Genomic DNA, 21932 nt, shown 5'->3' on the forward strand with positions numbered 1-21932 from the left:
ATGGGTAACTGTCAGCTATCAACTGTCAACTGTCAACTAAATAAATCTATTGACGATGTTTTCAAACAGCTCCTGCTTTCCGCTTAGCGTTTCTGGCTCGCCAGACGAGGCGGCAATGTCACGCAAATCGGTCAGCGAGAGGTTACCCGCCTCGAAATCTTTCCCCTTACCGCTATCGAACGACGCATAGCGTTCCGCACGAAGTTTTTTGTAGTCAGACTTAGTCAGGATATTGTCGGCAGCAACGAGTGCACGGGCAAACGTATCCGCACCGCCGATGTGTGCATAAAAGAGATCTGCCCGGTCTGTGGAGTTACGTCGAACCTTCGCATCGAAGTTAATGCCACCGCCGGCGAAGCCACCGGCTTCTAGGATGATGAGCATGCACTCAGTCAGTTCGTTGACGTTATTCGGGAATTGGTCGGTGTCCCATCCGTTCTGGTAGTCGCCACGGTTGGCGTCCATCGAACCGAGCAAGCCTGCATCGGCCGCCACCTGCAATTCATGCTGGAAGGTATGCCCAGCCAATGTGGCGTGGTTCACCTCCAGGTTGAGTTTGAAATCGTCCAAAAGGTCGTATTGCCGGAGAAAACTGATTACTGTTGCGGCATCATAGTCGTATTGGTGCTTGGTTGGCTCACAGGGCTTGGGTTCAATGAAAAACGTGCCTTTGAAACCCTGCTTGCGTGCGTAATCTCGGGCACTGTGCAACATCTGTGCAAGATGCTCCTGTTCCCGCTTCATGTCGGTATTCAGCAAAGACATGTATCCCTCACGGCCACCCCAGAACACATAATTCTCCCCGCTTAATGCAATGGTCGCATCCAGTGCGGCCTTAATCTGGGCTCCCGCGTGGGCCACGACAGCAAAATCCGGATTAGTAGCTGCACCGTTCATGTATCGTTTGTGCGAGAACAGGTTCGCAGTGCCCCACAGCAGCTTTACGCCACTGGCAGTCTGCTTTTCCTTGGCATATTCTACCAACGCCTCAAGCCGCTTTTCATTTTCAGCCACATTGTCTCCATAATCTACGACGTCCACATCGTGGAAACAATAATAGGGCATGCCTATTTTTGTGAAAAACTCAAATGCGGCATCCATTTTGTCTTTGGCACGCTGGATGACGTCACCATTTTTATCCCAAGGAAAGAATAGTGTCGGTCCGCCGAACGGATCGCTACCGTTACCATTGAATGAATGCCAATAGGCAACCGCAAACCGCAGGTGTTCTTCCATGGTTTTACCTGCAATCTCCCTGCCCGCATCATACCAGCGGTAAGCCAGTGGATTGTCTGATTCGGGCCCTTCGTAAGCAATTTTACCGATACCCTTAAAATACTCGGTTTCGCCGATTAGTACGTTTGACATATTTTTATCTCATTTATTGTTTAACTGTTTATTGACCCATTTCGCCGGCCAGTTGATTATCGAGGAGTTGTTTCCATTCTTGGTATAATGCTTCATAGTTGCCGGTTTCTTGTGGCTCCACGGTCTTCAATAACTCCTGCTTGCTGAAAGCCTCGGCGGGAGAAGCAAAAATGCCTGAACCGATACCTGCTCCCAAAGCGGCACCAACGCTTCCGTCGCTGTTATATAATTCCACAGGTACGCCGGTAACTTCCACGAAAATTTCGGTAAAAAGTGCACTAAGGAACATGTTCGCCTGACCCGCGCGGATGACTGCCGGGTGCATACCATTTTCGCGCAGGATATCCAACCCATAACGAAACGCGTAAGCAATGCCTTCCTGCGATGCCCGGAACACCTGGGAGCGGCCATGGGCATTGAAGTCGAGGTCGACAAAACGTGCGCCCAGGATTTTGTTATGCAGAAAGCGTTCTGCCCCGTTTCCGAAAGGAAAGATTTTAAGTCCATTGCTGCCTGGTGCCACCGCTTTTCCGAGGGTATTCATTTGCGCATAGTTGAGACCATGCCCGAAATGGTCCTTTACCCAACGATTCAATATACCGGTGCCGTTGATGCACAGTAACACGCCAGTGCGTGGCGATTCGGGTTTGTAATTGACATGGGCAAACGTATTGACGCGCGAAGCGTGATCATAAACCAGCTGGTCGCTTACCGCATAAATAACTCCGGATGTACCTGCCGTCGCAGCCACTTCGCCGGGCTCCAGTACGTTTAGCGATAGTGCATTGTTGGGTTGGTCGCCTGCTTTATATGAAACGGGTATGCCTGGAGTCAGGCCGAGTTGTACAGCCACGTCCTTCCGTAGTGTACCGTGTTCGCCAAATAATGGACGGATTTCTGGAAATACGGCCTCATCAAACCCGAAATGGGCAAGGACCTCCCTGGAAATCTGATTGTTTTTGAAATCCCAGAATATCCCTTCCGAAAGCGCTGAAATGCTCGTTGTTGCCACCCCCGTCAGCTTCATCGCGATGAAGTCGCCGGGCAGCATGATGTGATATGCTTTGGCATAAACATCCGGTTCGTTGGCTTTCACCCACGCCCATTTCGACGCCGTAAAGTTACCGGGCGAGTTGAGCAGGTGCTCAAGTGCAAACGGCTCGCCAATACTGGCAAATGCCGACTCGCCGATTGTTACGGCACGGCTATCGCACCAGATAATCGAATTACGGAGCACATTACCTTCCTTATCTGTCACAACCAAGCCGTGCATTTGGTAAGCAATGCCAATGGCACCGATGTCACGTACCTTGAACGTGGCGTCTGCGGTAAGCTTTTGGATAGCAGCAACCACCTGCTCCCACCACATATCCGGCGATTGCTCTGCCCAGCCCGGTACAACCGAAAGAATGTTGTTTTCATGGTCTTCCGGGTAACGGACGGAGGCTACGCACGCCTGTGTGTCGGCATCCACCACAGAGACTTTGATGGAGGATGTACCAATATCGACGCCTAGTAATAACATAAGTGAGCGCTAAAATAAGTAAATAATGCTAACGTTGGCATAAAGGTATATATTACTTTTTTATTTCCAAAATGTATCTTTATTTTTGTTGGAGCCCCCCGACGAAGGGGTTTTTGGCGGTACGGCTCACGCGTTAAATCGATATTCATTTGAAAAAAATCACCATTTTAGACATCGCGAAGGAACTTAATATCACCTTTTCTACCGTAGCGCGTGCGCTCAACGATCATCCCGCCATCAGTGCCACAACGAAAAAGGCTGTTCGGGAGACTGCCGATCGTTTGGGTTATCGACCCAATAAAGTAGCATCCTCGCTACGTTCTGGTAAGACCAAGATCATTGGTGTATTGGTGCCTCGTTTAGACGTTAGCTTTTTTAGCTCGGTGGTGCACGGCATTGAAGGGGTGATGAACGAGAATGGTTATACCATACTGCTATACCAATCGCAAGAATCCATCAAGCAAGAAAGCCGTGGAATAGATACGTTCCTCCGTTCGAGGGTGGACGGTATTATTGCCTCCATCTCGCTCGAAACAGAAGATAATGGCGGTTTCATGGAGATCAAGGAACGTAATATCCCCTTGGCCTTTTTCGATCGGGTGCCGTCTGGCCTCAATGTGCCATCCGTGACCATCGACGACTACCGGGGCGGTTTCATGGCGACCGAACACCTTATCCGTGCGGGTTACCGCCGTATCGTTCATATCAATCAATACCGCAACATCAATATTTTTAACGAGCGATTGCGCGGCTATCTCGATGCGTTGAAACAGTATAACTTACCGGTTGATGATCGCTTGATTATCAAAGGGGATTTCTCCCTCGAATTTGGACGCAGGTGTGTGCGTAAACTATTGGATAAGGGTGTCGAGTTCGATGCGATATTTACATTGGAGGATTTTACGGCAATGGGAGTAGTCCAGGAGCTGAAAGTTGCTGGTAAGCACATTCCAGAAGAGGTTGGTGTAGTGGGATTCGCAAACGAGGCGTTCACGAGTCTGGTCAGCCCCACCATATCTACGGTAAACCAACACACCGTCCAAATGGGCGAGGAGGTCGCAAGACTCTTTCTCAAATTGCTCAAAAAAGGGGATTATTACAAGCATAAGCCCGAAAAAATTATCTTGGAGCCCGAACTGCTGGTTCGCCAGAGTTCCGATAGGGCACGATGATGCGGACACACCGGCAAACTTCGACAGAAATTTATATATTAGGGCCCTGTTTGAAGATGCTGGAACAATATAAATTACAATCATGACAGTAAATACATCGCGCTTCGGTGGGGGATCCTCTCGTCGTACTTTTCTAAAAACGGCTGGAACAATGGCCGCCATCCTTCCACTCGCGCACCAATTCAGTGTTGCCGGGGAGCTTTTCCCTGCAAAGAAAAAAATACTTAAAATCGGTTTAATCGGTTGTGGCGGTCGTGGCACTGGTGCTGCTGCACAAGCATTACGTGCCGATCCGGATGTAGAGCTAGTAGCCATGGGCGATATTTTTGAAGACCAGATAACTGTGGCTTACGACGCATTGATGAAAATCGAACCTTCCAAAATAAAGGTAAAGGATAGGCACAAATACGTAGGGTTCGACGCTTATCAAAAGGTTATCGACGCCGGAGTAGACGTCGTCTTGCTGGCTACGCCGCCGGTGTTCAGGCCGCTGCACCTGGAGGCTGCGGTGGATGCGGATAAACACATATTCTGTGAGAAACCTGTCGCTATCGATCCACCGGGCGTCCGCAGGGTACTTGATGCCGTACGTAAATCGAAGACGAAGAACCTCGCGGTGGTTTCTGGCTTCTGTTTTCGCTATGCCAATCCCAATCGGGCTGTTTTTGGGCGCGTAGGCGAAGGGGCAATCGGTGACGTACTGTCGCTGTCGTCGTTCAGGTACGGTGGCGACCTGAGTTTGAAACCCCGCCAAGCGGGGTGGTCGGACCTCGAATTCCAATTGCGCAATTGGTTCTATTATAATTGGATGTCCGGCGACCTTGTTATTGAGCAAGCCGTGCATAGCTTGGATATGATGTCGTGGGTAATGGGTGACATCGCGCCCGAGAAAGCGATCGGTAGCGGCGGTCGGCAGGTGCGGATAGATCAGGAAAAAGGGAATGTTTTCGATCATTTTGCCGTAGAGCTAACGTATCCCGGTGGTGTGAAAGGTTATCACTTTGCACGGCAGCAGACCGGTGTGGCCAACCGCAATAGCGTCGACGTGGTCGGGACGGGTGGTAAAATGGCGGTCGATATAGGTAGTCGTTATGAAATCTTAGGCCCAAATCCCTGGAAATACGATGGGCCAAATAATAACATGTATCAAACCGAACATGATGAATTGTTCGCGTCCATCCGCTCTGGTACACCCATCAATGATGGTGATTGGATGACGAACAGCACCATGGTCGGTATATTAGCTACATTGGCAGCTTACAGTGGCGCGGAAGTAACTTGGGAGCGTGCACTGAATTCAAACGTGACGTTCGGGCCGCTCCCGGAAGAATTCCACATGGGTATGGGTGCGCAAGCCATTCCGGTGGCAAAGCCCGGCTCCGGTCTGATTATCTGACGTAGCTTGAAATACCATGTATGATCTAAAAAGGTTTCCATTTGCGTTGCTGATTGTTTTGGCTGCCTCATTCATGGCGATGAGCCAAGAAAACGGCATTGCATTCGGTACGGAAACGGACTTTTCTGGCTTACTGGCCGGAAAAGAAACAACGGTTGACCAGATCCGATGGATAAACGTGAATACGGAAGCCGATACATGGCGACGCGACGGCGATCTGCTGGTGTGTAGCGGCCACCCCATCGGTGTGATGCGCTCCGAAAAGCAATACGAAAATTACATTCTTACGGTGGAATGGCGCCATATGGAGGCCGGTGGAAATTCGGGCATGTTTATGTGGAGTGATGCGAAACCTGGTGAAAAAAACCGCCTGCCTGGCGGGGTGGAGGTGCAGATGCTTGAGCTCGATTGGGTTAATCAGCACATGCGCAACGGTGAGAAACCACCCATTGCGTACGTACATGGCGAATTATTTGGCGTAGGTGGGGTGACTACGGTGCCGGATAATCCGAGGGGCGACCGCAGTAAATCTATCGAAAACCGCTGCAAGGGCAAAGGCGAGTGGAACCACTACGAAGTGGTTTGTGTGGATGGTACCATCAAACTGTCCGTAAATGGCAAGTTTGTAAATGGTATCAGCCAATCTACCATCAAGAAAGGATACATCTGCCTCGAATCGGAGGGAGCCGAAATCCATTTCCGTAACTTGCGGATTGTCGAACTGGCACCGGGTGTTACTACCGCGGAACAGACGGCGGCAGCGATAAATTAATCGCGGGCGTTCATAAATTAGCGATTGTTGACGATATGTTAATTGTGGCTTAATTGCCCCGTAATAAGCGGTGGATATCTTTGTCCCTAAGAAAGCAAAGTAATATTCATTTTGTTAGGTTTGGTTAAATGGAAGCCCCGCTGTGAAGTAGGGCTTTTTTTATGCCCAAACTAAACCACCGCCCCGGCATGGGCACAGCCGCTGCTTCAATATATGTGGTATCGAAAATGTTCTGCATATCTAAGTAGACGTCGACGGCGTCGAATTTGTAGCCGATTCGTACGTCGCCCAAAAAGTAGCTTTTATAGCTGACGCGCTCTTGGAACCTACCGGCAGCAGTGGCTGAAAATCTGCCAGAAGAAAAATGGACGTTGGCGATGGCCTGATGACGGAGGCTTTCGATCACATATTTGGAAAGGAAGCCTGCATTGTGGCTGTCTTCGAATTGGGGCGATAACCATGTGTAGGCCAATCCCACCATCCACGTTGTGGCCTGCTGATCGGCCGATATCCGATAATTTCCCGAAAATGTAAGTCCCTGCGTGCGGTTCTGTTGAAAATTACGTGGTTGCCAGGGCTCATCTGCAGACAGCCTCACCCAATCGATGAAGTTATCCATGTTTCGATAGAAGTAACCGAAATGGGCAACGGCACGTTTATCCATATATTTGATTCCACCTTCCGCATGCCATGAGTTCTCCGATAACAATAGCGGATTGCCGATGTTGCCCGGCCGCTGGTCGAGATTAAGGTCAGTAAACGAGGGAATGCGTTGCCCCATGCCCGTATGGGCTACCAGCTTCCACCGTTCGCTCAGCAGATAACCTACATCGAGGCCCGGAAACAACTGCCAGCCGTAATCGGTATTGTAATTCATATAAGCACCGGCACTGAGTAAAAGCCGATTTATCTGTTCGGTTTTGAATTCGGCATAAAGACCATAGTTGTCGCGGTTATGGTTGCCAATATTACTGCTACGAATAATTTCGTTACGCATTTCAACTCCAATACCGATATCGCCGGCGACCGTTCGGAGGGTGGCGTTCACCTCGGTATTGACGGAATGGCCGTGGTGCTGGCTGCGTGCGCGGCTTAGGTCATGGCGGAAGTAGCGGTAATCGTCATAGGCATAACGGTAGCTAACCCGTGGCGACAGCGAAAGGCGGTTTGCTAGCTGGCTCCTATATCCGATTCCGGCCAGCACCGTTTGGACGATTTCGCGCGATTCCTTATCGCCCGGTGCGGCGTAGAAACCATTTGCGCCGAAACCATTGGATACGTAGCCCCCCATCAGGGACAATGCGTCCGTACCACGCGTAGGTATTTCACCCTGATAGAATACCTTGTTGTTCCGGAATGCCGTATTATAGCGGTAACCGTTGCCGGACTCGTGGCTGCCATAAAGCGAATGGTTCCCCGCCTTGCCGGCCAATGTGCCTCCGAGCTGAACGCCCCGTCCGTTGAAAAGGACGTCGTTGTTTGCGGTATCGCGTTTGAATCCCGAACCGGCGTAAACATGGGCCGATATGCCGGAAGCGGTGGGCTTTCTTGTCACAATGTTGATGGCTCCCGTAAGGCTGTTGATGCCATAGATACGTGCGGCAGGCCCGCGGATAATTTCTATACGTTCAATGGCGTCGGTGGGGATGGGCAAGTTGAGGCCGTTGTGGCCGGTTTGTGCATCCAACACTTTCATACCATTAACGAGGATGAGGGTTTGCTCGAAACTCCCGCCGTCGATACTCACGTCCGCTTGCATGCCAAAAGGCCCGCGCTGGCGAATATCCACACCGCCCACGTAGCTTAATAGCTCGTTAATCGATTTGGCGGGCAACGCCTCGATTTGCTTCCGGTCGATTAGCTGGATGTTCCGGTTTTGCTTGGCGAAAGGCAGCTGCATGCGGTTTTCCGTGATGATAACTTCGCTGAGCGGAATGCTGCTCGTATCTGATGGTTGAGAAATACGATAGTCAGTGAGATTATCTTGAGCGATGGCTAGACCGGAACATAATATCCCTAAAATCGTACCTATCTGTTTAAAATATTGTTTCATCCGATTGATTTTTTGCAAAAGTCGTAACTTGCCGGCACATCAAGAGGTGCCAGTTTTGATTTTATGGCTAGTCCGGTTTTAGTGCCTTACCAAAGTTTTATTCAAATAGCGCGGGAAACGACCACGCCCGTTTACCTGCAGGTAGCCCACCAGCTTATCAACGCCATCCAGCGCGGTTACCTCATGGAGGGGCATAAGCTGCCGGGCAGCCGGCAGCTTGCCCGGGTACTTGGGCTGCATCGCAATACCGTTGTGGCTAGTTATGCGGAGTTGGAAGCACAGGGATGGATAGTCATCTACGCCAGCCGCGGAACCTTTGTGAAGAACGCAAAGCGGGAAAAACCCAGGCGGCTTTCCGGTAACGGTAGCCAAGCATTGGCGGGTTATCCATCGCAGGTTGGATTTTATGTTAAGAAGTGGTCGGTACTAGATGATCCGTTTGACCATGCATCCGCAAGGCTCACACTCGATGACGGCCTTCCCGATCCACGGCTCTCGCATGTTAGCTACCTTTCCCGGCTGCTCCACACGAATATGAAACGGAAGGGAAACCAAAGCAAGCTGGGGTATGGCTATTCGAAAGGCAATACGTATTACAAGGAGCAACTGGCGAATTTCCTCAACCTCACACGGGGATTGCATATTTCAGATGAGAATATTCTGGTAACCCGAAGCCTTGAGCTGAGTGCCTACATCGTAGCGGAAACGTTGCTGTCGCCCGGCGATGGCGTGTTGGTGGGCGAACTCAGTTATTTTGCCACCAATATGATTCTTCAGAAAGCGGGCGCCACGGTGCTCACCGTTCCGCTTGACGAAGAAGGGCTCGATGTGGAAGCGGTCCGCCGCCACTGCGAGCGGCGCCCTATCCGGATGCTGTATATTACGCCGCACCACCACTATCCCACCACGGTTACCCTCAGTGCCCAGCGACGTGTTGCGCTATTGGAGCTTTCTGTGAAGTATGGCTTTATCATCCTCGAAGACGACTACGACTACGATTACCACTATGACGGCAGTCCCCTGCTTCCCATGGCGAGCGCCGATACGGCCGGAATGGTGGTCTATATCGGTACGTTTGGCAAGTCGATGGCTCCCGGGTTCCGGTCGGGATTCATCGTGGCGCCAGCACCGCTGATCGCCGAAATGGGTAAACTCTTAGGGGTTATGGACCGGTCGGGCGATACCCTTACCGAAGCGTCATTGGGCGAGCTGATCGCCGATGGGGAAATCCATCGCTATTTGAAAAAGGCAGTTAAGGAGTACAAGATCCGTCGCGACCTGATGGTCCGACTGCTGAACGAGCGGTTGGGTGATCGGGTGGAGGTGGGTACGCCGAGTGGAGGGTTGGCGGTGTGGATCAAGTGGTCGGAGGGATACAATTTAATGCGTCTACGCGAAACGTGCGCACGACAAGATTTACACCTTCCCCGGTACCTGCTGTACCAGTCGGCCCGGTACAGTGGAATGCGGCTGGGCTTTGGAAGTTTGTCGCCCGACGAACTCACGGAGGCAGTGGAAATCATTACTGAATTAGCAAACACGTAGTTACCCTTAAAATACACCAATTTAGGTATTGCAGGTGGCTGTGATTGTTTATTTCTTTGTTTTCGAATCAGTAAAAAAAATACATATGATTATGAAAACGTACAAGCTAATGATGATCACTGCTGGATTGATTGTCTTTATTTTGAGTGGTTGCGAAAAAGGCGATATGGGACCGATTGGCCCGCAAGGCGAACAGGGTATTGAAGGTGAAAAGGGTGACAAAGGGGCAAAAGGTGATAAGGGTGATAAAGGTGATACGGGTGCGCGTGGTGCAACAGGAGCACAGGGGCCGAAAGGCGACAAAGGCGACCCGGGTGCAACTGGTGCCACCGGCCCCCGCGGTGCTACGGGAGCTACCGGTCCTCGGGGCGCTACGGGCGCTACCGGTCCACAAGGGCCCGCCGGTACAGCTAATGTTATTTATAGCGACTGGATGTCGTTTCAACAAAGCCAGCGTGATACGACTATTGATGGCACGTATCTGAAGGTAAATCATTTGGTGGCCCCGAGGCTCACGCAGACCATCATTGACAGGGGTGTGGTTATCGTGTATTGGCGGTACCTGACTACGGTTGTCCAATTGCCGTATACTTCCGACGCAGGGTCAGGAACGGGACCTAGCAAAGCCAGCACGATTAATTTTGTGCCCAAACCCGGAGTGATTTACATCACGCGGTATACACACGATAATTCTGCCTCTATTGGTTTCGGCTCCATACAGTTTCGGTATGTCCTGATTCCGGGTGGCGTGAGTGCCACGATGGGAAATATCGACCTGCGGGATTATGATGCCGTTAAAGCGGCGTTGAATATCGCAGACTGACGAGGATAAGGGGGTGTGGTCAATGCCACTCTTCCCTGCCCAGCAACTTTTGACCCGCCGCAGGCGAGGGAATCGTATCTGTGGCCGGTGATTCCTGCGGTAAGTGGCGGATATCCGGCTGCCCGGCGTCCACCCAGGCGGAAAACCAAAAGCTACCGATATGCTGAATGGCACTACGCATACGCCGTTCCACCATGCCATTCAGCGCCTCGTGGTACGCAGCCGAGTATTCATCCGTATAGGTACGGATAAGTTGGTTATTACGGGTAATATATCCGTATTTCCGGTCTGTAGGAAACGCGTCGTTCAAATGGGCTTCGATTTCCAATACCGAATCCACGAGGGCATGGCTTTCCCGCACGATACGCCATGCTTCGTCAACGGGCGACCGCACATACTGGGCACGGCCTACAAAAAAGTCGTATTCATCTGAAAACAATTCCGGTAAACGGCTCTCCCAAAAGGCGTGGATACCCACTTGGTTGGTCTGCTGCCCGTTGTAATTGCTGGTGGTATGCAGCGGTACGTGCGCATCGGCAAGGTAATGGCCGATGTCTGACGAGTGGCGCAATATCCGCTGGAAGTCCTTTTCGCTGAATGCCCTGACCAACGCGTAATAGCTCCGATTGATCTGCCAGGGAAGTACACCTCGCGCCAACAACCGGCGTTCACTGAATTTTTCGACTGCGGCCGTCCAATGGATGGGAATGCTATCAAATGGTTGCATGCCGTATTCATCGGCATCGATGAAATGACGTGGCGACTCGGCACTGTCCGCGTAACATCGCTTGTCCGCATCCACAGCATGTTCCGTCATATAATCCACGTGGTTCTTGTAAAATCCCGCGACATCGGCAGGCAGTGTGAAAATGGCCATCCGATTAATCAACTTGTGCGCGTGGAAACCCCACGAAGAAAGTGAAACAACCGCGATAATCGCAATCGGAAACAGGTAGATACGGTTCATCTGCTAAAATTAAGCCTAATATCAAAAGATTACAAATCGTTGAAGTGTTTTTAACACCGGCGTAATGTTAAACCCCGTCCTTTATTTTAAAGATATATATGACTATTGAGATGAGACAGTTGATAAATTGGTTATCGGGTTTGAAAATCCGTATTTTTTCCCGTTTTTTGGTTTCTGCGTTCAGGCATTAACAAAAACATGAAACCATCGTGATTTATTCTTCACAGGGGGATGAATAAACGGCTTCAGCCATCTTGAAAGCTGTTAAAGCTTACACGAATGAAAAATCTGATAGCTTCATCACCGCTAAAAAGCAAATTTAATTAGATGAAACCTGCATAAATTGCCATAAACAAAAGGATATGAATAATTTATGTAAGCTTCATTGCCATTAAAAAACAAATTTATTCGAATGAAAATTCTTTATGCAGTTCAAGGCACTGGCAACGGACATTTAAGCCGAGCGATGGATGTGGTGCCTTGCCTGCATCGGCGCACCGAAGTCGATGTATTGGTGAGCGGCATCCAGGCTGATCTGGAACTTCCATTTCCCGTGAAGTACCGTATGCACGGGCTCAGTTTCATTTTTGGAAAAAAAGGGGGGGTGGATTTGTGGAAGACATTCATGAGTTCAACCGTGCGCAGACTCATTCATGAAGTAAATAACCTACCGATCGAAGATTATGATTTGATAATTAACGATTTTGAACCTATCTCGGCTTGGGCATGCCATACACGCGATAAGGAGTGTATTGGCCTCAGCCATCAAGCTGCTACCATGGATGCACAAGCACCGAAACCCAAGGAGCAGGATATGTTGGGTAAGTTCATCATGCGCAACTATGCACCTGCTTCGATAAACTATGGGTTTCATTTCAAACCCTACAACAATCGCATATTCACGCCGGTCATCCGCCAGCAGGTACGGCAGATGGATATATCCGACAAGGGGCACTATACCGTGTATTTGCCGTCTTATGATGATGCGCGCTTGCTCAAAGAGCTGATGCGTTTCCCCGATATCCAGTGGCACGTGTTTTCCAAACACAACAAAACACCGTTCGAAATGCGCAATGTAAGCGTACAGCCTATCGCCAATGAAGCGTTTATCCAAAGCATGGCCACATCGGCCGGCGTATTATGCGGCGCCGGTTTCGAAACACCAGCGGAAGCATTGTACATGAAAAAAAAGCTTCTGGTTATCCCCATGAAAAACCAATACGAGCAACACCTCAATGCGGCGGCACTCGAAGAGATGGGTGTGCCGGTAATCAAAAACTTGAAAGCTAAGAATGACATTGCGATCAATGCGTGGCTCAATAGCAAGCGCACAGTCACGGTAGATTATCCCGACTGCACGCAAGATATTATCGACAACTTGTTGGCAACACATGCTCCTAAAACGTTCGTGTAAATGGTAAAAGCAGACTTCGACACGGATTTCCAATGGGGAGTGTCTACTGCGGCATTCCAAACCGAGGGCGCTTGGGATGCCGACGGGAAAGGGTTATCGATTTGGGACTCATTCACCCGGCGGAAGGGAAAAATCAAACATGGGCAACGGGCAGAGATAGCGTGTGATTTCTATCACCGATACCCAGAAGACGTAGCTTTTGTAAAACAAATGCATGTTCCCAATTTCCGGTTTTCCCTGTCATGGCCACGTATTTTGCCCGTTGGTACCGGTAAACCCAATGAGAAAGGACTGGATTTCTATGATCGGCTGGTTGACCATTGTTTGGAACAAGGCATCACTCCTTGGGTTACCCTATACCATTGGGATTTGCCGCAGACGCTCCAGGAAAAGGGGGGGTGGGCGAACCGCGAGGTGCTGTCGTGGCTAATGGAGTATGCGGCATGTGCCGCCCAACGCTACGGCGACCGGGTAAAACACTGGATGGTGCTCAACGAACCCACTGTATTTACGGGAGCCGGTTACTTCTTCGGTGTGCATGCGCCAGGGCTTACCGGCTTGCGCAATTTTTTCCCCGCTGCGCACCATGCAGCACTGGCCATGGGGCACGTGGGGCGATTATTCCGCTCGGAGGTGCCGGAGGCCGTTGTGGGCAGTACCTTCTCCTGTTCGAGCATCCATCCGCTGACCAGCAGCCGGCGCGATTTGGAGGCAGCGAAACGTGCCGATGCGTTAATCAACCGGCTATTTATCGAGCCGATTTTGGGGATGGGTTATCCCGTGATGGATTTGAAGGCGTTGGGTGGCATTGAAAAATACATGCAGGCAGGTGATGACGCCCTTTTGCCTTTCGATTTTGACTTTATCGGTATCCAAAACTATACGCGTGAAATCGTGAAGCATTCTTATTTCGTGCCTTACCTGAAAGCGAGGATATGTCCTGCAACACGCCGCGGCGTCCCATCCATCACGGAGATGGGCTGGGAGGTGTACCCTGAGTCCATTTACGAGATGATCAAGAAGTTTAGCGCCTACCCCAATGTCCCCAAAATCTATGTCACCGAAAATGGAGCAGCATTCCCCGATACCGTGATCAATGGTCAGGTGGCCGACCATCAACGTTTACACTACCTACAATCCCATCTTGCCCAACTATTGCGTGCCAAACGCGAAGGATATAATGTACATGGTTATTTTGTATGGACACTAACCGACAATTTCGAGTGGGCGGAAGGGTACGATGCGCAGTTCGGTCTGGTACACGTCAACTTCGAGACCCAAGAGCGCATACTGAAAGACTCGGGTAAATGGTACGGGCAATTTCTGTCATCTCAATGACATTTCACTTCTTTAACAAAAAAGTGATGTAAGGCCCGAGGGTTGTGGCATGATTTTATACAATATCTTTCCAGTATTTATTCATTTCTTTGCTATTATTTTGAATTAGTTTGTGGAAGCATTTCTCGATTTTTTAAATAACCTAACCAATCCCGATTGGATTGTCGCCCACGGTGGCCTGTATTTGTTGCTTTTTATTGTTTTTGCCGAAACGGGTATTCTCATCGGGTTTTTCCTGCCGGGTGATCCCATTCTATTTATCGCGGGTATCATCATCGCCAATCTCACTTTGGGCCCGGTAGATTCGGTACTTACGTTGGTGTATTGGATTGCACTAATTTCGGCGGCCGGGATACTGGGTAACTTTGTCGGATATTGGTGTGGGAAGTACTTTGGACATCGGTTGTTGAAAATGAAAGACAACTGGCTCTTCAAGAAGGAATATATTTTTCGAGCACAGGAATTTTACCACAAACGGGGTGGGGTAGCCATTATCCTGGCACGCTTCCTTCCCGTAGTGCGTACGTTTGCACCCATTGTGGCGGGCATTGTAGAGATGGATATCAGGAAATTTGCGTTCTACAATGTGGTGGGAGGAATCATCTGGGTGGGTAGTTTGACTACGTTGGGTTACTTACTTGGCGAGAACGCCTGGGTACAGCGCAATCTGGAGTATGTCATTATGGGCATCGTGATTGTCGCTACAGCACCCGTACTTTTAAAGATGATTACCGGAGCTGGGAAAAAAAAGCCGGCGGCGAAGACGGTCGAAGTCGAGGCCGTCGAAGAAGATTATTAGGCGGTTTCACCCAAGACAAATCAAAGGTGATCTGCTCATTTTGCTGTACAATCCAGACTTTTAACCTTTCGGGTATCCGAGATTGGATACTGCGCGACAACATACCTTTTCTGTAACTTAAATTAAGTTTTGTCCCTAAAGCTTATGAAAAATACCTACTTGTGGGTATTTTTTTGATGGAAATCTCGCCGTAATATTGCGGCCACGCTACGTATACATTTACGCCATCGTGGTTAATGGCTGAAACTATTTTTAAATCCATATTTTATATAGCAAATTTTACACAAATTTTTAAAACCATGAGAAAACTATTATTAACTACATTAACGCTTGCGGTCGCGGGTCATTTAGCGTTCGCCCAAGATTCACCAATCAAATTTGGCGTGAAGGCTGGTGTTAACCTGCCTACGGTTTCATTGACCGGTGATGACGTTGATAGCGACGAGAAAGATGCATTGAAATCATCCCTCTCTTTTTACGTTGGTGCGACAGCTGATTTTTCCATCAGTCCAATATTTTCTATCCAACCTGGCCTCACCTTGTCAGGCAAAGGGTATAAGATGAGTGACGAATTTGAAGGTGCTTCATTTGAGACAACAAACAATGTGATGTACCTAGAGATTCCGGTAAATGCCGTGGCACGGTTTGCAGCGGGTTCGGGCAATGTGTTCGTTGGAGCTGGGCCATATTACGGGTTTGCCTTGAGTGGAAAGACGAAATGGGAAGCATCTTTCGATGGTGAAACGGAATCAGATGAAGAAGATGTAGAGTTCGGCAACGGTGATGGCGAAACGAAACGTGGCGATTTCGGTGTGAATCTGCTAGCAGGTTACGAATTATCCAACGGCTTCAATATCCATTTGGGTTATGGCCTTGGATTGGGCAACTTGAGCAATGAAACGGACGTCAAGGTGAATAACCGCGTATTCTCCGTTGGTGTTGGCTTTTCGTTCTAAGGTTTTGTGTTATGTCTTACACACGCGACGGCTATCTACGCCGATTAAAACGGAGACGTACAATGAAGTGTGTAGAGAAATAATCGTGTGAGCGAATCTTTCTCAAAAAAAATCGGCCAGCTGACATCAGCTGGCCGATTTTCGTTATCACTCATTATAAATCTAATCGTCTTTCTTTTCCTCTGCCAGATCCGATGGTTTTGAAGAACCGCCATCACCCGCTTGGATATGGACGACAACCTCTTCCTTGCTTTTGTCGTAATCGACTTCCAGCGTATTGCCTTCAGCCACCTCGCCTTTGAGGATTTCTTCGGCGATGGGGTCTTCCAGGTATTTCTGGATGGCTCGTTTAAGCGGCCGCGCACCGAAGTTGCTGTCGAAGCCTTTTTCCGCTACGAAATCCTTGGCGGCGTCAGTGAGTTTGATGCTGTAGCCTAGCGCTTCGATGCGGACAAAGAGTGACTTCAGCTCGATGTCGATGATTTTGAAAATATGTTCCTTATCCAACGAGTTGAATACAATGACATCGTCTACGCGGTTGAGGAATTCGGGGGCGAACGCCCGTTTAAGTGCGTTTTCGATCACGCTGCGTGAGTGCGTTTCGGCTTGCTCGGCCTTAGCAGACGTCGTAAAGCCGACACCTTGTCCGAAATCCTTCAGCTGGCGCGCACCGATGTTTGATGTCATGATCAGGATGGTATTCCTGAAATCCACACGGCGGCCGAGACTATCGGTCAGTTGCCCTTCATCCAGTACCTGCAACAACAGGTTGAAAACATCGGGATGTGCTTTTTCTATTTCGTCGAGCAATACCACGGAGTAGGGCTTGCGCCGTACTTTCTCAGTGAGCTGGCCGCCTTCTTCGTAACCCACATATCCCGGAGGCGCTCCAACCAGGCGGGAAATCGCAAATTTCTCCATGTATTCGCTCATGTCGATCTGAATGAGCGAATCCTCGCTGTCGAACATGAAGCGCGCAAGCTCTTTCGCCAGCTCGGTTTTACCCACACCGGTAGGACCGAGGAAGATAAAGGAACCAATGGGTTTCTTAGGGTCTTTCAGTCCAGCACGTGTACGTTGGATCGCTTTAACCAATTTCTTCACAGCGTCGTCCTGCCCGATAATCCGGCCTTTCATGGAGTCGGCCATGCCGAGCAGCTTCTGGCTGTCGGATTGCCCAACACGCTGTACGGGGATGCCGGTCATCATCGATACCACCTCGGCAACGTTGTCCTCCGAAACTGTATACCGCTTCGTTTTGGTCTCTGCTTCCCAAGCCGTCTTCTCTTCTTCCAGCTCTTCCAGCAGTTTTTTCTCCGTATCGCGCAACTTGGCAGCCTCTTCGTATTTCTGGCTGCGTACCACCTTGTTTTTCTCGATCTTTATCTCCTCGATTTTCTCCTCGATATCGATGATCGTCTGCGGTACGTGGATATTGGTAAGGTGTACCCGCGAACCTGCTTCATCCAACGCGTCGATGGCCTTATCCGGCAGGAACCGGTCGGTGATGTAGCGTGTGGTCAACGTTACACAAGCCTCGATGGCTTCCGGCGTGTAATTGACGTTGTGGTGCTCCTCATATTTTTCCTTGATGCGGTTGAGTATCTCCACCGTTTCATCATGCGAAGCAGGCTCAATCATCACCTTTTGGAAACGACGGTCAAGTGCGCCGTCTTTTTCGATATATTGGCGGTATTCGTCGAGTGTAGTGGCACCGATGCATTGGATTTCTCCACGCGCCAAAGCCGGTTTGAACATGTTCGACGCATCCAGCGAACCTGAAGCGCCGCCAGCGCCTACAATGGTGTGTATCTCGTCGATAAAGAGGATCACATCCGGCGACTTCTCCAGCTCATTCATCACTGCCTTCATGCGTTCCTCGAATTGGCCCCGGTATTTCGTGCCTGCCACCAGTGAGGCAAGATCCAGCGTAACCACGCGTTTGTTGAACAATACGCGCGACACCTTACGTTGGATGATGCGCAGGGCCAGCCCCTCGGCAATGGCCGATTTGCCCACGCCGGGCTCGCCGATGAGAATAGGGTTGTTTTTCTTGCGCCGTGAAAGAATCTGCGACACACGCTCGATCTCTTTCTCGCGTCCTACGATGGGGTCCAATCGGCCCTCTTCGGCGGCTTTGGTTAGATCGCGACCGAAATTGTCAAGCACCGGTGTTTTCGACTTGATGTCGGAAACCTTTTTCGGCTGACTGAAATGGTCGTCTTCCTTAAAGTCATCGTCGCCGGCAGTCGATCCGGATGCTTGGCCCGTGATGCCCGCCTTGTGCTGCTCTACATCGGCCTTGAACACATCGTAGTTGATGTCGAACTGCTGTAAAATCTGCGAGGCGATGTTGTCTTCGTCGCGCAGGATAGAGAGCAGTAAATGTTCCGTTCCGATGACGTCGCTCTTGAATATCTTGGCCTCAAGGTAAGTGATTTTCAATACTTTTTCCGCTTGTTTGGTAAGCGGCATATTGCCAATGGGTGCCCGTGACATCGATGACCCCTTTACGGCATCTTCGATAGATTTACGCAGCTCCGTGGTGTCGATCCCTGTGTGTTTTAGTATCTTGATGGCAATGCCATCCCCCTCACGAATGAGACCGAGCAACAAGTGCTCCGTGCCGATATAATCGTGCTTTAACCTGATGGCTTCTTCCCTGCTGTATGAAATCACATCCTTTACGCGAGGCGAAAATTTTGCTTCCATGAATGTAGTACCTTTCTTTTTTATGCTAAGGATGCGATAAATGTAGAAAAAATATCGGTTGTACCTTAACTATTTTGTGTAACTTTTATCAACAATTAAGCCATTGATACAAAGATAACATTTTGTCAGGCCGTATAAAAGTATTTATTGCCCCATTCTGACTATCTTTGCGCTTCTTGGTTTTATAGCAAGCGTAATAAGGAATCAAAAACATGTCAGACGAAAAGGTGATCTTCTCCATGGCGGGGGTAAGCAAAATCTATCCGCCGCAAAAGCAAGTGTTAAAAAACATTTACCTCTCCTTTTTCTATGGTGCCAAAATCGGCGTCATCGGCCTCAATGGCTCCGGTAAGTCGTCGTTGCTGCGCATCATCGCCGGACTGGATAAATCCTACCAGGGCGAAGTGGTCTTTTCGCCCGGCTATAGTGTAGGTTATTTAACACAGGAGCCCGAATTGGACGCCACGAAGACGGTACGCGAGGTGGTGGAAGAAGGCGTAGCTGAAACGACCGAACTGCTCCTTGAGTATGAAGAAATCAACGAGAAATTCGGGCTACCCGAAGTGTACGAAAATGCCGACGAAATGGACCGTTTGCTGGCCCGGCAAGGCGAAATACAGGACAAAATAGACGCTTCGGGCGCGTGGGAACTCGATAATAAACTCGAACGAGCCATGGACGCCCTGCGGTGCCCCGATCCCGAACGGGCAATAGCCACATTGTCAGGCGGCGAGCGCCGCCGAGTGGCATTATGTCGGTTATTGCTCCAGGAGCCGGATGTGCTTTTGCTGGATGAACCCACTAACCATCTCGATGCCGAATCGATCGATTGGCTCGAACAGCATCTTCAACAATATAAAGGAACGGTCATTGCGGTAACGCACGACCGCTACTTTCTCGATAACGTGGCGGGCTGGATACTGGAGCTCGACCGCGGCGAAGGAATCCCTTGGAAAGGTAACTATTCATCGTGGCTCGACCAGAAGGCCAAGCGCTTGGCACAGGAGGAAAAGACGGAAAGCAAACGCCAGAAAACCCTCGAACGGGAACTTGAATGGGCACGGATGGCACCCAAGGCACGCCACGCCAAGTCGAAGGCGCGCTTACATAACTATGAAAAGCTGGCTTCCGAAGAAACGAAGGAGCGGGAGGCGAAATTGGAGCTGTTCATTCCCCCGGGCCCCCGACTGGGCAATGTGGTTATCGAGGCCCAGGGGGTCAGCAAAGCCTATGGCGACAAACTGCTGTTTGAAAACCTCAGTTTTTCGCTGCCCCCCGCCGGTATCGTAGGCATCATCGGCCCCAACGGGGCAGGGAAAACCACGCTTTTCCGGCTCATTACGGGGCAGGAGCAGCCCGATACCGGTACCTTCCGCGTGGGGGAGACGGCTGTGCTCGGCTATGTCGACCAAATGCACGACGACCTCGACCCCAATAAGTCGGTCTGGGAGAATATCACCGAAGGGAATGAAAACATCCAGTTGGGTAACCGGCCGGTCAACTCCCGTGCTTATGTGTCTAAATTCAACTTCAACGGTGCCGATCAGCAAAAGAAGGTCGGCGTATTGTCGGGCGGTGAGCGCAACCGCGTGCACCTAGCCATTACCCTGAAGAAAGGGGCCAACGTGCTGTTGCTCGATGAGCCGACAAACGACATCGACGTGAATACGCTCCGGGCACTTGAAGAAGGCCTCGAGAACTTTGGTGGCTGTGCAGTGATCATTTCGCACGACCGTTGGTTCCTCGACCGCATCTGCACGCATATCCTCGCGTTTGAAGGCGATTCGCAGGTATACTTCTTTGAGGGAAATTATTCCGAATACGAAGAGAACCGTAAAAAGCGACTTGGTGATGTGACTCCCCACCGGATCAAATACAAGAAATTGACGTAATTGTAAATGGATACCTCAAGACTACTCAAAGCCATTATCGAAAACGCAATCGATGGCATCATTACGATTGACCGCTACGGTATCGTCGATTCCATTAATCCGGCAGCATCCAATCTGTTCGGGTATGATGCGGAGGAGGTGATTGGTAATAATGTGTCGATGTTGATGCCCGAGCCCGACAGAAGCCGACACGACCAATACATCCTGAATTACCTCACAACCGGTGTAAAGAAAATTATCGGCATTGGCCGGGAAGTGCGGGGGTTACGCAAAGATGGCACCACCTTTCCGTTTCGTTTGGCAGTGAGCGAGGTACATTACGAAAACAAAACGGCGTTTACTGGCTTTGTGCACGATTTGTCGAAAGAAAAAGAGGCGGAGGAAAAACTTATCCACCACATGGAAGAGCTGGAGGCTACAGTAAGCAACCGCACCAAGGACCTGATCAAGCTGGTGTCCGAACTTGAGAAAACCAAATCGGAAGTGAGCCAGTCACTCGAAAAGGAAAAGGAGTTGAACCAGCTCAAATCGCGCTTCGTCTCCATGGCTTCACATGAGTTTCGCACCCCCCTAAGTGCCGTCCAGCTATCGGCCTCGCTCATTGAAAAATACGTGGAGAAGCCCGATCTTGCTAATGTACTCAAACACACCGGGCGGATTAAAAATTCGGTACAGTTACTCACCAGCATCCTTAACGATTTTCTCTCCCTGGAGCGGCTCGAGGCAGAGAAAGTATTGGCGAACAATGAAGAGATCAACCTGGTGGAACTTGCCGAAGAAATCACCGAAGAAATGCAGCTCATCTGCAAGGCTAACCAACATATCGTGTACCAGCATACTGGCTCGGAAGGTAAGTTTGTGCTGGATGCCAACCTGTTGAAAAACAGTGTTATCAATCTGATATCAAATGCGATAAAATATTCGGGTGAGGATACCTTCATCGAGTTCAATACCGAAATCAATGGCGATACGTGCCTGATTGTTGTCAAAGACGATGGCATCGGTATCCCTGAAGAAGACCAGAAGAATCTATTCGAACCATTTTTCCGTGCGCACAATACGGGTAACATACCCGGTACCGGCTTGGGGCTCAATATTGTGCGGCGGTACGTGTCATTGATGGGCGGTACGGTAACCTGCCAGAGTGCACAAGATAAAGGTACTGTATTTACGCTCACTTTCCGCAACGTTACACCATAG

The 21932-nt window shown here is 50.0% G+C and carries 16 protein-coding genes; 11 read left to right on the plus strand and 5 right to left on the minus strand.

Going from position 1 to position 21932, the window contains the following annotated elements; genetic code table 11:
• Positions 1-36: 36 nt before the first annotated feature.
• Together xylA and VNQ80_RS18410 are read right to left on the minus strand one after the other, a co-directional pair.
• The gene (xylA, locus tag VNQ80_RS18405) at positions 37-1368 is read right to left on the minus strand and encodes a xylose isomerase (protein ID WP_325641420.1); all 1332 of its coding nucleotides are present in this window, start codon (positions 1366-1368) and stop codon (positions 37-39) included.
• 28 nt (positions 1369-1396) lie between these two features.
• Positions 1397-2893 (minus strand): xylulokinase, encoded by a 1497-nt coding sequence (locus VNQ80_RS18410; protein WP_325641422.1) that lies wholly within the window; start codon positions 2891-2893, stop codon positions 1397-1399.
• A 149-nt stretch (positions 2894-3042) separates the two neighbouring features.
• Here VNQ80_RS18410 and VNQ80_RS18415 point away from each other — a divergent pair, with 149 nt between their 5' ends.
• The 3 genes from VNQ80_RS18415 (at position 3043) to VNQ80_RS18425 (ending at position 6233) form a co-directional block, all read left to right on the plus strand.
• A complete protein-coding gene (locus tag VNQ80_RS18415; protein ID WP_325641424.1) occupies positions 3043-4065 on the plus strand; it encodes a LacI family DNA-binding transcriptional regulator in 1023 nt (340 codons plus the stop codon).
• Between the two features lie 82 nt (positions 4066-4147).
• On the plus strand, positions 4148-5461 hold the full coding sequence (locus VNQ80_RS18420; RefSeq protein ID WP_325641426.1) for a Gfo/Idh/MocA family oxidoreductase: 1314 nt from the start codon (positions 4148-4150) through the stop codon (positions 5459-5461).
• A 16-nt stretch (positions 5462-5477) separates the two neighbouring features.
• Positions 5478-6233 (plus strand): DUF1080 domain-containing protein, encoded by a 756-nt coding sequence (locus tag VNQ80_RS18425; protein WP_325641428.1) that lies wholly within the window; start codon positions 5478-5480, stop codon positions 6231-6233.
• A gap of 124 nt (positions 6234-6357) precedes the next feature.
• On the opposite strand, the gene VNQ80_RS18430 is transcribed toward VNQ80_RS18425, so the two are convergent.
• A complete protein-coding gene (locus VNQ80_RS18430) occupies positions 6358-8286 on the minus strand; it encodes a TonB-dependent receptor plug domain-containing protein (RefSeq protein ID WP_325641430.1) in 1929 nt (642 codons plus the stop codon).
• A gap of 63 nt (positions 8287-8349) precedes the next feature.
• Between VNQ80_RS18430 and VNQ80_RS18435 the strand changes: the two genes are divergently transcribed.
• Both VNQ80_RS18435 and VNQ80_RS18440 read left to right on the plus strand, forming a co-directional pair.
• Positions 8350-9831, plus strand: a complete 1482-nt coding sequence (locus tag VNQ80_RS18435) for a PLP-dependent aminotransferase family protein (RefSeq protein WP_325641432.1) — start codon at positions 8350-8352, stop codon at positions 9829-9831.
• 91 nt (positions 9832-9922) lie between these two features.
• Positions 9923-10654 (plus strand): hypothetical protein, encoded by a 732-nt coding sequence (locus VNQ80_RS18440; RefSeq protein WP_325641434.1) that lies wholly within the window; start codon positions 9923-9925, stop codon positions 10652-10654.
• Between the two features lie 19 nt (positions 10655-10673).
• Here VNQ80_RS18440 and VNQ80_RS18445 read toward each other — a convergent pair whose 3' ends face one another.
• Positions 10674-11621 (minus strand): zinc dependent phospholipase C family protein, encoded by a 948-nt coding sequence (locus VNQ80_RS18445; RefSeq protein ID WP_325641436.1) that lies wholly within the window; start codon positions 11619-11621, stop codon positions 10674-10676.
• A 412-nt stretch (positions 11622-12033) separates the two neighbouring features.
• Here VNQ80_RS18445 and VNQ80_RS18450 point away from each other — a divergent pair, with 412 nt between their 5' ends.
• The 4 genes from VNQ80_RS18450 to VNQ80_RS18465 all read left to right on the plus strand — a co-directional run bounded on the left by VNQ80_RS18450 (position 12034) and on the right by VNQ80_RS18465 (position 16128).
• The gene (locus VNQ80_RS18450) at positions 12034-13035 is read left to right on the plus strand and encodes a glycosyltransferase family protein (RefSeq protein WP_325641438.1); all 1002 of its coding nucleotides are present in this window, start codon (positions 12034-12036) and stop codon (positions 13033-13035) included.
• Positions 13036-14373 (plus strand): GH1 family beta-glucosidase, encoded by a 1338-nt coding sequence (locus VNQ80_RS18455; RefSeq protein ID WP_325641440.1) that lies wholly within the window; start codon positions 13036-13038, stop codon positions 14371-14373. It begins immediately after the preceding gene.
• A gap of 112 nt (positions 14374-14485) precedes the next feature.
• Positions 14486-15172, plus strand: a complete 687-nt coding sequence (locus VNQ80_RS18460; RefSeq protein WP_325641442.1) for a DedA family protein — start codon at positions 14486-14488, stop codon at positions 15170-15172.
• A gap of 299 nt (positions 15173-15471) precedes the next feature.
• The gene (locus VNQ80_RS18465; protein ID WP_325641444.1) at positions 15472-16128 is read left to right on the plus strand and encodes a porin family protein; all 657 of its coding nucleotides are present in this window, start codon (positions 15472-15474) and stop codon (positions 16126-16128) included.
• A gap of 162 nt (positions 16129-16290) precedes the next feature.
• On the opposite strand, the gene VNQ80_RS18470 is transcribed toward VNQ80_RS18465, so the two are convergent.
• A complete protein-coding gene (locus tag VNQ80_RS18470) occupies positions 16291-18840 on the minus strand; it encodes an ATP-dependent Clp protease ATP-binding subunit (RefSeq protein WP_325641446.1) in 2550 nt (849 codons plus the stop codon).
• Between the two features lie 212 nt (positions 18841-19052).
• On the opposite strand from VNQ80_RS18470, the gene ettA reads away from it, so the two are divergent.
• Positions 19053-20732, plus strand: a complete 1680-nt coding sequence (ettA, locus tag VNQ80_RS18475) for an energy-dependent translational throttle protein EttA (RefSeq protein WP_325641448.1) — start codon at positions 19053-19055, stop codon at positions 20730-20732.
• Between the two features lie 6 nt (positions 20733-20738).
• Entirely contained in the window at positions 20739-21932 is a 1194-nt protein-coding gene (locus VNQ80_RS18480) for a PAS domain-containing sensor histidine kinase (protein WP_325641450.1), read from the plus strand.

This window comes from Parapedobacter sp., from assembly GCF_035556095.1.
GTDB lineage: Bacteria > Bacteroidota > Bacteroidia > Sphingobacteriales > Sphingobacteriaceae > Parapedobacter.

What these genes read in the sequence shown, in the direction of transcription:
- VNQ80_RS18440 (WP_325641434.1), top strand. Translation starts at nt 9,923, where the DNA reads ATGAAAACGTACAAGCTAATGATGATCACTGCTGGATTGATTGTCTTT.
- VNQ80_RS18410 (WP_325641422.1), bottom strand. Translation starts at nt 2,893, where the DNA reads ATGTTATTACTAGGCGTCGATATTGGTACATCCTCCATCAAAGTCTCT.
- xylA (WP_325641420.1), bottom strand. Translation starts at nt 1,368, where the DNA reads ATGTCAAACGTACTAATCGGCGAAACCGAGTATTTTAAGGGTATCGGT.
- VNQ80_RS18465 (WP_325641444.1), top strand. Translation starts at nt 15,472, where the DNA reads ATGAGAAAACTATTATTAACTACATTAACGCTTGCGGTCGCGGGTCAT.
- VNQ80_RS18445 (WP_325641436.1), bottom strand. Translation starts at nt 11,621, where the DNA reads ATGAACCGTATCTACCTGTTTCCGATTGCGATTATCGCGGTTGTTTCA.
- ettA (WP_325641448.1), top strand. Translation starts at nt 19,053, where the DNA reads ATGTCAGACGAAAAGGTGATCTTCTCCATGGCGGGGGTAAGCAAAATC.
- VNQ80_RS18430 (WP_325641430.1), bottom strand. Translation starts at nt 8,286, where the DNA reads ATGAAACAATATTTTAAACAGATAGGTACGATTTTAGGGATATTATGT.
- VNQ80_RS18425 (WP_325641428.1), top strand. Translation starts at nt 5,478, where the DNA reads ATGTATGATCTAAAAAGGTTTCCATTTGCGTTGCTGATTGTTTTGGCT.
- VNQ80_RS18435 (WP_325641432.1), top strand. Translation starts at nt 8,350, where the DNA reads ATGGCTAGTCCGGTTTTAGTGCCTTACCAAAGTTTTATTCAAATAGCG.
- VNQ80_RS18455 (WP_325641440.1), top strand. Translation starts at nt 13,036, where the DNA reads ATGGTAAAAGCAGACTTCGACACGGATTTCCAATGGGGAGTGTCTACT.
- VNQ80_RS18470 (WP_325641446.1), bottom strand. Translation starts at nt 18,840, where the DNA reads ATGGAAGCAAAATTTTCGCCTCGCGTAAAGGATGTGATTTCATACAGC.
- VNQ80_RS18480 (WP_325641450.1), top strand. Translation starts at nt 20,739, where the DNA reads ATGGATACCTCAAGACTACTCAAAGCCATTATCGAAAACGCAATCGAT.
- VNQ80_RS18450 (WP_325641438.1), top strand. Translation starts at nt 12,034, where the DNA reads ATGAAAATTCTTTATGCAGTTCAAGGCACTGGCAACGGACATTTAAGC.
- VNQ80_RS18420 (WP_325641426.1), top strand. Translation starts at nt 4,148, where the DNA reads ATGACAGTAAATACATCGCGCTTCGGTGGGGGATCCTCTCGTCGTACT.